Source organism: Corynebacterium sp. UMB9976, assembly GCF_030212265.1.
Taxonomy (GTDB): Bacteria; Actinomycetota; Actinomycetes; order Mycobacteriales; family Mycobacteriaceae; genus Corynebacterium.
In genome coordinates this window covers 1-12331 of sequence record NZ_JASODY010000030.1, presented here as the reverse complement: position 1 = coordinate 12331, position 12331 = coordinate 1, and the positions used below count along the sequence as shown (strand labels likewise).

Annotated in this window: 11 protein-coding genes and 1 pseudogene; 6 read left to right on the top strand and 6 right to left on the bottom strand. The window is 62.2% G+C overall.

Going from position 1 to position 12331, the window contains the following annotated elements:
• Positions 1 to 136: 136 nt before the first annotated feature.
• Together QP140_RS09315 and QP140_RS09310 are read left to right on the top strand one after the other, a co-directional pair.
• Entirely contained in the window at positions 137 to 355 is a 219-nt protein-coding gene (locus tag QP140_RS09315; protein ID WP_284759360.1) for a hypothetical protein, read from the top strand.
• Positions 356 to 399: 44 nt separating this feature from the next.
• Positions 400 to 1428 carry an NAD(P)H-dependent flavin oxidoreductase gene (locus tag QP140_RS09310; protein WP_284759358.1) on the top strand — a complete coding sequence of 343 codons (1029 nt, stop codon included), beginning with the start codon at positions 400 to 402 and terminating at the stop codon, positions 1426 to 1428.
• A 115-nt stretch (positions 1429 to 1543) separates the two neighbouring features.
• On the opposite strand, the pseudogene QP140_RS09305 reads toward QP140_RS09310, so the two are convergent.
• The 3 genes and pseudogenes from QP140_RS09305 to QP140_RS09295 form a co-directional block, all read right to left on the bottom strand.
• Positions 1544 to 2158 (bottom strand): annotated as a pseudogene (locus QP140_RS09305) (polyphosphate kinase 2); the annotation flags it as partial.
• 110 nt (positions 2159 to 2268) lie between these two features.
• The gene (locus QP140_RS09300) at positions 2269 to 2712 is read right to left on the bottom strand and encodes a hypothetical protein (RefSeq protein ID WP_141759507.1); all 444 of its coding nucleotides are present in this window, start codon (positions 2710 to 2712) and stop codon (positions 2269 to 2271) included.
• Positions 2713 to 3024: 312 nt separating this feature from the next.
• Positions 3025 to 3522, bottom strand: a complete 498-nt coding sequence (locus QP140_RS09295) for a hypothetical protein (RefSeq protein WP_141759506.1) — start codon at positions 3520 to 3522, stop codon at positions 3025 to 3027.
• 11 nt (positions 3523 to 3533) lie between these two features.
• On the opposite strand from QP140_RS09295, the gene QP140_RS09290 reads away from it, so the two are divergent.
• Positions 3534 to 3686, top strand: coding sequence for a hypothetical protein (locus QP140_RS09290; protein WP_284759354.1), 153 nt, complete (start codon positions 3534 to 3536; stop codon positions 3684 to 3686).
• A 115-nt stretch (positions 3687 to 3801) separates the two neighbouring features.
• Here QP140_RS09290 and ppk2 read toward each other — a convergent pair whose 3' ends face one another.
• The 3 genes from ppk2 to groL all read right to left on the bottom strand — a co-directional run bounded on the left by ppk2 (position 3802) and on the right by groL (position 7639).
• Complete coding sequence (ppk2, locus tag QP140_RS09285; RefSeq protein ID WP_070759621.1) at positions 3802 to 4701, bottom strand: polyphosphate kinase 2; 900 nt, start codon at positions 4699 to 4701, stop codon at positions 3802 to 3804.
• Between the two features lie 483 nt (positions 4702 to 5184).
• On the bottom strand, positions 5185 to 5412 hold the full coding sequence (locus QP140_RS09280) for a hypothetical protein (protein WP_284759353.1): 228 nt from the start codon (positions 5410 to 5412) through the stop codon (positions 5185 to 5187).
• A gap of 583 nt (positions 5413 to 5995) precedes the next feature.
• Entirely contained in the window at positions 5996 to 7639 is a 1644-nt protein-coding gene (groL, locus tag QP140_RS09275; RefSeq protein ID WP_284759352.1) for a chaperonin GroEL, read from the bottom strand.
• Between the two features lie 219 nt (positions 7640 to 7858).
• Here groL and QP140_RS09270 point away from each other — a divergent pair, with 219 nt between their 5' ends.
• From QP140_RS09270 to QP140_RS09260, 3 genes are all read left to right on the top strand, one after another.
• Positions 7859 to 9271 (top strand): dipeptidase, encoded by a 1413-nt coding sequence (locus QP140_RS09270; protein WP_284759350.1) that lies wholly within the window; start codon positions 7859 to 7861, stop codon positions 9269 to 9271.
• Between the two features lie 4 nt (positions 9272 to 9275).
• On the top strand, positions 9276 to 11183 hold the full coding sequence (locus tag QP140_RS09265; RefSeq protein ID WP_284759349.1) for a carboxylesterase family protein: 1908 nt from the start codon (positions 9276 to 9278) through the stop codon (positions 11181 to 11183).
• A 369-nt stretch (positions 11184 to 11552) separates the two neighbouring features.
• Complete coding sequence (locus QP140_RS09260) at positions 11553 to 12152, top strand: hypothetical protein (protein ID WP_070759515.1); 600 nt, start codon at positions 11553 to 11555, stop codon at positions 12150 to 12152.
• Positions 12153 to 12331 lie beyond the last annotated feature (179 nt).

The following is a 12331-nucleotide window of genomic DNA, read 5'->3' as shown; positions in this document are numbered from 1 at the left end:
TCCTGCGGAGCGGATGGCGGAGCTGTTAGATTTAGCTGAAAGCTAGGAAATGTTGCAACGACCCCTAGAATCCGCCCGATAGTGTGGAAAGCTAAAGGCTCCCAGCCATGAACCACCGACCAAACGAGAGGCCCCCATGAAGAAGCTGCTGGCGCTGAGGCTCCTATCCGTTGCGTCAATCCTGGTCCTGCTGGTGATGCTCTTCTGGCCACCACCGGCCCTCAACGACATGCCGCAGCTACAGGCCAATGTACTCATGGCGTTGATCTTGCTGTTCGCGGTCGGCTCCACCACGGCGATGGGCTTCGCCTCCTACAAGGAGGCCAAACGCAAGCGCAATCACCCCGAGCGATAGCCCGCACACACGCACCACCCATCAACCCTTAGGAAAGAGCCCCCATGAGTGAGTTTCTGTCGCTGGAACGCCCCATCGTCCTGGCGCCGATGGCCGGTGGCCCCTCCACTCCGGAGCTCGTCGCCGCCGTATCCAATGCCGGTGGTCTCGGCATGATGGCCGCGGGTTACCTCTCCCCCGATGCGTTCCGCGAACGCCTTGCAGCAATAGAGAATCTCACCACCTGGCCCTTCGGGGTGAATATCTTCTCCCCACCGCCCCACACGGGTCTTTCCACCGCGGAGCTGCACAGTTGGCAGCGTTATCGCGAACAATTGGACGCCTACTCGGCTGTGCAGGCCTCTTTTCCGGACGCCCCTCGCAACACCGATGATCATTATGAGGAGAAGGTGCAGATCGCGCTTTCCTCCACCGCCAAGGTCGTGTCCTTTACTTTTGGCTACCCAACCCCGGAGGTCGTGGACGCCCTGCACGCCAAGCAGAAGCTGGTGGTGCTCAACGCCACGACCCCGGAGGAGATCGAGCATCTCGCGGGCACGGACTGCGACGCCATCGTGCTGCAGGGCAAGGAGGCCGGTGGTCACCGGGGCACGGTGCTTTCCACCCCGGAGGCGGGCTGCGCGTACTCGCTCGCCGCGCTGCTGGCCCATGCAAAGAAAGCCACCGATAAGCCGGTGATCGCCGCTGGCGGCATCGCCACCAAGCAGGACGTGGCGGAGGCCCTGGAGCACGGCGCGGTTGCCGCCCAGGTGGGCACCCGCTTCCTTCTGGCCGTGGAGGCGGGGACGAAGAAGACGCATAAGCAGGCGCTGCAGACGCTCAGGGGGCGGCCAACCGTGATCACCACGGCGTTCACGGGCAAACCGGCGCGTGCGATCCGCAATGCCTTCACCGACCGCTTCCAGCCGCTGGCCCCGAGCCTGTACCCAGAGCTGCACTACCTAACCTCCGGCCTGCGCGGCACGGCGGATAAGGCCGGCGATCGGGAGTACCTGAACCTGTGGGCCGGGGAGAATTATGAACTCACGCGACCGGGGCCAGCTGCGGCGATCGTCGCGGAGCTGACTCCGTAGGAAACGAAAAAGGGAGGGCCACCCTGGTTGGGTAGCCCTCCCTTCGCTATGAGCGCGTGACGAACGCGCTGCAGTATCACGCTGCCCCGCGGGCTCCGCGGGCAGCTAGAGGGTTTTAGTCGCCGATCTGGTCGCGGCCGCGCTTGACCAGCAGCGGATCCGGCTGGCCCACGACCTCGTGATCCTTGCCGGTGTACTCGAACTTGCTGAGCACGTAGCGCATCGCGTTGATGCGGGCGCGCTTCTTATCATTGGACTTAATGGTGATCCACGGGGACTCGTTGGTGTCCGTGTAGCGGAAGGTTTCCTCCTTCGCCCGGGTGTAGTCATCCCAGCGGTCCAGAGATGCCAGGTCCATCGGGGAAAGCTTCCACTGGCGGACCGGGTCGACCTGGCGGATCGCGAAGCGGGTGCGCTGCTCCTTCTGAGTCACGGAGAACCACAACTTGGTCAGGGAGATGCCGGAGCCCATGATCATGTTCTCGAGCATCGGGACTTCGCGCATGAACTCGGCGTGCTGCGCGTGGGTGCAGAAGCCCATGACGCGCTCGACGCCGGAGCGGTTGTACCAGGAGCGGTCGAAGAACACGATCTCGCCGCCGGCCGGGAAGTGCTGGATATAGCGCTGGAAGTACCAACTGGTGGACTCGCGCTCGGTCGGCTTCTCCAGGGCGACGGTGCGCGCACCACGGGGGTTGAGGTGCTCGTTGAAGCGCTTGATGGAGCCACCGGATATGTGCACCAGTGATTAGCCTAATCGTCCAGACTACACGCTGACGCCTTAATCAAGAGGTGACGGCATTTATCATATTGATATTCCGTTGAATTTCTGGATCACAATCAAGCACAAATAGATCCCAGAGGGAACCTTCTGCCATCGCTCGACACATTAACGGCTTTTACATGACTGGTAAATTCCCTAGGCACTGTCTCTTCACCTAATGCCAAATCACGCCATAGTCGAGAGACACCAGCCCCTTCCATGGCGGGTTCGTCAACGTCTTTAGCCACACATGAAAGGCTATACAAACCCCATTCAGATTCATCAAATGGGTAAGTGCCAAAGTCTCGCATATCCCTACGGAAATCTTGCATCATGACTTCGCGAATTACTTCGTCTCCCCCATGTGTAATTTCGTCAGTTACATAGAGTATCTGTGTGATCGCTCGCGCCTTATCCACTCTTTTTAAATACTGTTTATGGAATTGTTCAAGGTCAGACTCTCGAGCGAGGAAGTAAGTTGTAAAAAGCAGCGTTTCGCCAGACATATTAAATCGGATCACCGTCTACAGTGAAAGCTCCAGAATTTGTATACCTAGGCTGAGGGTAGCAGTGCCTTTTATGCACATTTTTTCCGAATTTGTTCGTGTACAAATCCGCATCTTTCTCCGCCTTTGTAGGATCTTTCGGATGATTGCCGTAAACCAACCCTACTATTGGGTTTCCCGGTTCATTCTTTACAACTTGACACTTCACTGTGTACATGCCCAGTTCATTTTTTTTCACAGCCGAAAAAGCCGGAGCTGGGCTAACGAACAGTAGTGAAAAAGCAACCGGAATGGAAATAATCCACTTGGAGGTTTTAGAAATATTTCTTAGCAAAGTTCTACCCTATCTACCTTCTCGTTTCCGCGGATGATCCATCTAACATTTGACCTGGTACCTGGAGCAATCGTATTGCAGGCGCTGTCTTTAGCCCCCAAAATAGGAGACGTGTTGGCGGTCATAATAACTTTGACTCTCATATCGGACTCGCAGTTGTTATAAACCTGGACAGCAAGTTTTTCCACCCTCGCCTCGACGCAGGATGGAGCGGTATTGGCAGAACGAGCCATCTGAGCTAAAGATGGCTTTTCTTCTACAAAACCGATGTCATATCCATGAGGAACTGAAACAGATTCTCCTTGGGATAGCTCTAAAATAGAGTAAGGATTTTCCTCCGCTTTAGGACTATCTTCAGTTGCAAACGCAGCTGGGGAAGCACAAACAGTCAGGAGAGTTGCCACCACAGTGGAGAGAATGGAAGTGCGCAATTTAGTACCGCCAATCTTCCCGCCATCGCTGTTGGCAGGAGGTCGAGAATGTAACTCCACTATAGTGGAAAGTGTACCCAGAGCTGCACTACCTAACCTCCGGCCTGCGCGGCACGGCGGATAAGGCCGGCGATCGGGAGTACCTGAACCTGTGGGCCGGGGAGAATTATGAACTCACGCGACCGGGGCCAGCTGCGGCGATCGTCGCGGAGCTGACTCCGTAGGAAACGAAAAAGGGAGGGCCACCCTGGTTGGGTAGCCCTCCCTTCGCTATGAGCGCGTGACGAACGCGCTGCAGTATCACGCTGCCCCGCGGGCTCCGCGGGCAGCTAGAGGGTTTTAGTCGCCGATCTGGTCGCGGCCGCGCTTGACCAGCAGCGGATCCGGCTGGCCCACGACCTCGTGATCCTTGCCGGTGTACTCGAACTTGCTGAGCACGTAGCGCATCGCGTTGATGCGGGCGCGCTTCTTATCATTGGACTTAATGGTGATCCACGGGGACTCGTTGGTGTCCGTGTAGCGGAAGGTTTCCTCCTTCGCCCGGGTGTAGTCATCCCAGCGGTCCAGAGATGCCAGGTCCATCGGGGAAAGCTTCCACTGGCGGACCGGGTCGACCTGGCGGATCGCGAAGCGGGTGCGCTGCTCCTTCTGAGTCACGGAGAACCACAACTTGGTCAGGGAGATGCCGGAGCCCATGATCATGTTCTCGAGCATCGGGACTTCGCGCATGAACTCGGCGTGCTGCGCGTGGGTGCAGAAGCCCATGACGCGCTCGACGCCGGAGCGGTTGTACCAGGAGCGGTCGAAGAACACGATCTCGCCGCCGGCCGGGAAGTGCTGGATATAGCGCTGGAAGTACCAACTGGTGGACTCGCGCTCGGTCGGCTTCTCCAGGGCGACGGTGCGCGCACCACGGGGGTTGAGGTGCTCGTTGAAACGCTTGATGGAGCCGCCCTTACCGGCGGCGTCGCGGCCCTCGAAGAGGATGATGTGCTTCTGACCGGTGTCCTTGGTCCAGTTCTGCCACTTCAGCAGCTCGATCTGGAGGGCGCGCTTGATGTGCTCGTACTCATCACGGCTCATGCGCTCTTCGTAGGGGTAGTCCTCGCGCCAGGTGTCGACGCGCTGGCCGTCTGGGGTGATCAGTACCGGGTCGTCTTCATCGGAGTCATCCACCATGTATCCCTCGGTGGATGCGAGGTCGACGAAGTGCATGTCTTCTTCGTTGCTATTGCTCATGCTGTGCACCTGTTTTTCGGCCTAGTGAGTGAGACTTCTACGCCTTCCATTCTACTGCTTAACAGGCTCGGGGGTGGGCCACACCTCCCCTTAACGGGGACTATGAATTGCAGCTCGGTGTGGGTCGGGAGAACCGTCACAAATTCGTCGGTGAGCGTGGCGGAGTGTTGGCAAAGCAAAACCCCGCCACCGTTGCGGTGGCGGGGTTTGATCGCTCTAGGCGAGGCTTAAATTAGAAGCCGAATGCCTGGAGGAAGTTCGGCAGCAGGCCGATCAGCTTGGACAGTGCGCCAATCCAGTCAGCGACGTTGGCCATGGACTCGAAGAAGAAGGTTGCGTTATCCATCTTGGAAACTCCTAGAGTGTAGGTCCGCTCGCCCGCAGGCGAGTGGTGAAACTGTTTTTAGGGGACCCCGCCGGGCGGGGTAGTGATGTACCGCTAGCTACTAGCGATAATCGGAAACCAGTACGGTTTCCAGCGAATTACTCAGCCTTGGAGGAACCTGCTGGCTCGACCGGGGTGTAGCCCTCGCCGACCTCTGGCTTCTTGCCGAAAGCGTTAGCCAGCTCGTTCAGGTTCTTCAGGTGCTCGCCCTTCTCGAAGTTGTCCTTGCCCTGGATGATGTTGAAGATCGGCTTCAGGAACTCCCAGATGTTCTTCCAGAAGGTGGAGAAGTCGTTCAGGAAGGTGGTGATCATGTCGACGTTCATGTGAACTCCTCGATAAATGAGACAGCCCCGCCACTTTCACGGGACCTACAGTGGATCAACGCTGAGCGCGTTACGGCTACCGATTATGGCACAGGAAACACTTATGTCAAGAGAGGATAACGTTTTCCTGCCAACATGTGAGAAGGATCACATTTATAACCTTTCACCACCCGCCCCGATCGAACATCTCCGCTGGTTAACCTGCAATTAACCTAAGGGCACCCTCTCAGGAAGTGCCCAGACAAGGCAGTTGAAAAACATTTCCAACTAGAACCTAGGGCGGCTTTTCAGCCTTCCTGAGAATCTCCTAAGCGGCAGCGCCTGCTCAGGCATACACACGAGCACAGCGCGCCCACCGGCCACAACAACACGCCCCGGAACACCGCATAGAGCGACTAAAACCCGCAAGGGGATATCCCTCCCCACCCCTCCCCTATCCTCCGTCTGAAAAGCGCAAAAAACTCCCGCTGGGAATCCTGATGATTTCCAGCGGGAGCCTTCGATACCCCCCACACCCCAGCGGGGTGCGAGGAACCCAGAACGCGAGCCCTAGGGCTTAGGCAGCGGGGCTCAGTGACGGGGCTTAGAAGCCGCCCATGCCACCCATGGCGTCTGCGTCCGGCATCGCTGGAGCGTCCGGCTCCGGCTTATCCGCAACCACAGCCTCGGTGGTCAGGAACAGACCAGCGATGGAGGCAGCGTTCTGCAGCGCAGAGCGGGTCACCTTCACCGGGTCAGAGATGCCAGCGGCCAGCAGGTCCACGTACTCGCCGGTGGCGGCGTTCAGACCCTCGCCGGCAGGCAGGTTGTTGACCTTGTCCTCCACAACGCCCGGCTCGAGGCCAGCGTTGCGGGCGATCTGCTTCAGCGGACCAGCCAGGGCCGCGCGCACGATCTGCACGCCGGTTGCCTCGTCGCCCTCCAGGCCCAGGCTGTCCTCCAGGACGTGAGCAGCCTGCACCAGTGCAGCGCCACCGCCCGGGACAATGCCCTCCTCGGCAGCAGCCTTCGCGTTACGCACGGCATCCTCGATGCGGTGCTTGCGCTCCTTCAGCTCCACCTCGGTGGCGGCACCGACCTGCAGGACGGCCACGCCGCCGGAGAGCTTCGCCAGGCGCTCCTGCAGCTTCTCGCGGTCGTAGTCGGAGTCAGCATTCTCGATCTCCTGGCGGATCTGCTTGATGCGACCCTCCAGCTGCTCCTTGGAGCCAGCACCGTCGACGATGGTGGTGTCGTCCTTGGTGACAACGACCTTGCGGGCGGTACCCAGCAGCGGCAGGTCGGCGGTCTCCAGGTTCAGGCCGACCTCCTCGGCGATGACCTGGCCGCCGGTCAGGATCGCGATGTCCTGCAGCTGAGCCTTACGGCGGTCGCCGAAGCCCGGAGCCTTGACGGCAACGGACTTGAAGGTGCCGCGGATCTTGTTCACAACGAGGGTGGACAGTGCCTCGCCCTCGATATCCTCGGCCACGATCAGCAGCGGCTTGCCGGACTGCATGACCTTCTCCAGCAGCGGCAGCAGATCCTTGACGTTGGAGATCTTGGAGCTCACCAGCAGGATGTACGGATCCTCCATGACAGCCTCGCCACGCTCGATGTCGGTGGCGAAGTAGCCGGAGATGTAGCCCTTATCGAAGCGCATGCCCTCGGTGACGGAGAGGTTCACGCCGAAAGCGTTGGACTCCTCGACGGTGATCACGCCGTCCTTGTTCAGCTCACCATCGCCGACCTTGTACATAGCCTCGGCGATCAGCTTGCCGATCTCCTCGTCCGCAGCGGAGATGCCAGCGGTGGAGGCGATCTGCTCCTGGGTCTCGATCTCCTTGGCGTTCGCCAGCAGGTGCTCGGTCACCTTCGCGACACCAGCCTGGATGCCGCGCTTGATGCCCATCGGGTTGGAGCCGGCAGCCACGTTGCGCAGGCCCTCGCGGACCAGGGACTGAGCCAGAACGGTAGCGGTGGTCGTGCCGTCACCGGCGACGTCGTCGGTCTTCTTCGCGACCTCCTTGACCAGTTCCGCACCGATCTTCTCGTACGGATCCTCCAGCTCGATCTCGCGAGCGATGGTCACACCGTCGTTGGTAATCGTCGGTGCGCCCCACTTGCGCTCGAGAACAACGTTGCGACCCTTCGGCCCCAGGGTGACCTTGACGGCGTCAGCCAGGGTGTTCAGGCCGGTCTCAAGGCCGCGGCGGGCCTCTTCGTCGAATGCAATCATCTTCGCCATTAGGCTTCAGATCCTCCGTTAGAGTTGGTGCGACACATGCGGGTCGAATCCAGCGCCCGCGACGGCACGGACAGGTAAGTGCCGCTCCACCCGTCCTCACTGAACTCGATCGTTCTTTTATCTGGCACTCAACCAGTGCAAGTGCTAACACCGTTTTTAGCACTCACACCCCTTGAGTGCAAGGTTCGCAACTTTGGGAAAAGCGTTACCCTGGATCTCATGACAAATAACGCAATTCCCACCCCGAACGAGGCCCGCGGGGCCCTCGAGGCACAACTGCCCTTTATTAAGGACGCGCTGACCGAACTCATCGCTTTCCAGTCCATCCACTCCGTCCCCGAGCTCCAGGAGCACAACGACGGTGCCGCGGACTGGGTTGTTCGCCAGTTCCAGGAGGTCGGAGTTCCCGTCGAGGCCTACCCCACCTCCGACGGATCGAAGTCCGTCATCGGCCTGCGGGAACCCGAGGACGGCTACCCCACCGTCCTGCTGTACAGCCACTTCGACGTCCAGCCCGCCGGCAACATGGATGCCTGGAGCTCCGACCCATGGACCCTGACCGAGCGCGACGGCCGCTGGTACGGCCGCGGCACCGCGGACTGCAAGGGCTCCGTGAGCATGCACCTGGGCACCCTTCGCGCCCTCAACGAGCTCGCCGAGCAGTACCCGGTGCTGAACAAGGTCGGCATCCGGGTTGTCGTGGAGGGATCCGAGGAGCGTGGCGGCTACGGCTTGGAGAACCTGCTGGCCGAGCGCCCGGAGCTCTTCGCCGCAGACGTGTTCCTCATCGCGGACTCCGGCAACGACTCCGTGGGCGTGCCGAGCCTCTGCACCGCCCTGCGCGGCTCCGCGGCGGTCACCGTCCGCCTGCAGACCCTGGAGCAGCCGCTGCACTCCGGCCAGTTCGGCGGTGCCGCCCCGGACGCGACCGTGGAGCTGATCAAGCTGCTCAGCACCCTGCACGACGAGAAGGGCCTGGTCGCCGTCGAGGGCCTGGCGCCGAGCACCACCTGGGAGGGCGTGGGCCCGGACGAGGCCACCTTCCGCCGCGACGCCGGCGTGCTGGACGGCGTGGACGTCTACGGCGCGGACCAGGGCCTGAAGCCCAATGACCTCACCGTCGCCCGCCCGGCGATCACCGTCACCGCCATCGACGCCCTGCCGGTCAAGGACGCGGTCAACGCCGTGCCGGCCGAGTCCGCGGCCGTGGTGAGCCTGCGCGTGCCGCCGGGAATGGAGCCGAAGGAGTGCCAAGACTTGCTGGTCGCCCACCTGGAGAAGCACGCCCCGAACGCGAAGATGAGCATCGAGCGTGAGTCCCTGGCCGAGCCCTTCAGCGCGGACCTGACCGGCCCGGCCCTGCAGCGCCTGGCTGGCGCACTGGGTGACTCCTACGCCGCGGCTTCCGGCAAGGAGCACATGGACATCGCGGAGGTCGCCTCCGGCGGTTCCATCCCGCTGACCAATAAGTTGCTCTCCGCCCACCCGGGCGCGGAGCTGGCGCTCTACGGCCTGGCCGAGCCGCAGGCCCGCATCCACTCCGCGGATGAGTCCGTGGACCCGACTGAGATCCACTCCGTCGGTGCGGCACAGCTGCTCTTCCTCGCCCGCACGGCAGCTGAGGTGAACTAGCGCAATGGCGGAATCGGTAGCAGGCGGGGCGAAGAGGGGGCCCGCGAACGCGGGTGGTGCAGGAAAGATGGGCGGCGCTGAAAAGAAGGAAAGTACCGGACAGGCGGGCGCGGCACAGCGCTCCCCCGCGCCCGGTGACTTCTGGACCGTCCAGACCACCACCGGCGCGGTGAAGGGGCACGCGGAAACCGGTACTGCCGCATTCCGCGGCATCCCCTACGCCCAGCCACCCATCGGGTCCCGCCGCTTCCGCCGCGCCGAGCCCATCGAACCCTGGGAGGGAACCTTCGAGGCCCGCGCGGACGGCGAGTACTGCTACCAGTTCCGCAACAAGGCCACCGGTTGGATCGGTTCCGAGGACTGCCTGTGGCTGAGCGTCGTCGTGCCGCGCGGTACGGCACGGGGCAACAACACGACGAACGCGGACAGCGCCACGGACGTGGACACTGCTACGGACGCGGAACCTGCCACAGGCGCGGACAACGCACCAGCCCCTATTAATAAGGAGCACGCGATCGACGCCGATGCGCGCCGACCCATCGCGGTGCACCTCCACGGCGGCAGCAACGTCCACGGCTCCGCGGCCGATCCGCAACGCTCCGGCGAGCACTTCGCCCAGGCCACCGATTCCATCTACGTCGGCGTGAACTACCGGCTCGGCATGTTCGGCCAGCTCTTCTTCGGAGAGGATTTCGACGACGAGCGCATCGACACGAATGCCGGACTCTCCGACATCATCGAGGCCCTGAGGTGGATCCAGGCCAACGCCCGTGCCTTCGGCGGCGACCCAGAGCGCATCACGATCTTCGGCGAGTCCTCGGGCGGGGCGATGGTCACCGCGCTGATGACCAGCCCTGCCCTGGAGGGCGTGATCGCCGGCGCGATCGCCCAGTCCCCCGCGGGAGCCATGGTGCACACCCCGGAGAATGCCAAGTACTGGCGCGAGCAGGCCGTGGCGGAGCTCGCCCGGATCCGCGGGCTCGTCGAGAAGGACGAAGCTAAGACCAAACACAAGGGCAAGGGCTCGGACAAGGCATCGACCAAGTCCACGGTTGCTAGCGCCGAACCCTCCCCAGCAACCGGCGGACTCAGCATCGATGACCTCTTCGATGCCACCGCCACCGAGCTGGGCGAGATCACCGAGGCGCTCGTGGCCCACAACCTCCGCTACGCACCAGGGGTATCCGGGCCCTTCGCACCCATCGTGGACGGCGACCTGCTGCCCAAGCACCCGCTGGCCAAGGGGGCGCAGCGCGACCTGCCGCTGCTCGTGGGCTATAACCGCGACGAGTACCGGCTCATGCGCTGGGAGCCACTGCGCACCAAGCACCAGTGGTCACGCACCGTCGCGCTCGCCGAGCACGTGAGCACGGATGTGGAGGAACTGCTCCAGCACTACAAGGGTGTTCAGCGCCGCTCCGCGGTGGGCGAGTTCACCGGGCACGCGATCTTCGTGGCCCCGGCCTATCTGCTGGCCGAGCAGCACCCCACGGGCAAGGTGTGGTTCTACCGGCTGGACATGACCACCCCTTCCCTGGAGCTCAGCGGCATGGGTGCGACCCACGCCCTCGACCTGCCGCTGTTGTTCCGCCGGGTGGACACCAGCCGCGGCAAGCTCGCCCTCGCCCTTGGCGGCGCGAAGCAGATGAACCGAACCAGCGAGGCCATGCTGGGCCGCTGGCGGAAGTTCCTCCACGACCTCGACCCGGGCTTCGAGCGTTACCGGGGCGACGCGGACGGCGCGGGAGCCACAGCGCAGAGCGGTGAGGCGACTACTGCGGAAGGGGCCGACCCAGCCCGCCACATCCAGGTCTTCGACGGCAAGCGCTTCGATAGCGGCGAGGAGAACCAACTGCTGGAGCCCTCCCCGCGATGGAAGGCCTGGGAGAAGCTGCATATCCCGCAGGGCTGAGCGTCAGGCGTGAGGCTGGGGGACGTCCTAAATATAAGGAAGGGCGGGGGAACAGTGAACGCGGTCCGCGGGAACACACCCCGGGCCGCGTCTCATATTATGGGACAATCTATCCCACCTACTGCACCCCCATTTGGGCCTAAAAACTGTTGAACAACTCGCGGGGGTAAAAAGAAAGGGATATATTCATGCCCATGATCACAATTCTTCTTAAGCGAGTACCCAACCCGGGTGGAGGCGCGGACTGACCCCTCCACCACCGGGGTAACAAGCGCACACGCTTAAGAGTCGGTCCATGAACCGAACAACCGGCGCACAAGCACAACCGCCAAGCGCCACCAGGACCGACCACAACAAGGAAGAGTGACCATGAGCACCACAATGATTCGCTTCGCGAAGCCGGAGACCAGCCGCCGAGAGCACAAGAGCTACACCACCACCCCGGCGCTGCGCTCCAACTCCATCACCTTCAACGCGCAAACCCAGACGCGCATCCAGAAGCGCCGCCAGCGCACCCGCACCTTCGCCGAGGACCCATTCCGCTCCCGCTTCGGACAGCGACTGCCCAAGGCGATGCGCGGCGAGGCCCGCGGCATGGACTGGAAGACCTTCCGGCGCTCCTACTCCCCCAACGACATCCAGGTGGAGCAGCTGCGCTCCCAGCGGAAGTCCGCGGGCAAGCGCCAGTACGAGATCAGCATCCGCGGCCTGCGCGCCGACCAGCAGGGCACCCGGGTGTCCATCACCGCGATGGGCGCATCCTCCGCGATGTCCGAGATCCTGGCTGATCACGACCTGGCCGTGGAGATCCTGAAGTTCCACCAGTACGAGATCTTCGAAGCCACCGCGACCTTCATCTTCGCCACCCACAACGGGAAGCGAACCTGGGCCGTGGGCTTCGGCTCGGATCGCGATACCTCGATCGCCAACGCGCTGTGCTCCGCCGCAGCGCTGCTGCACCGCCGCTAGAAAGCAGCGAAACCAACAAGGCCACGCGACGGCCTTAAAAAATCCAAAACTCCAGCGCCTCACCAGTGCTTTCAGCGCCCGTGGTTGCCACTACTCAGTGGCGGGTTAAGTAGCAAAAAGTGTGTCTGCCCGGCGTGTCGCCGGGTGGACCCTTTTTATCTCATGGGCCCTTTCCGGAT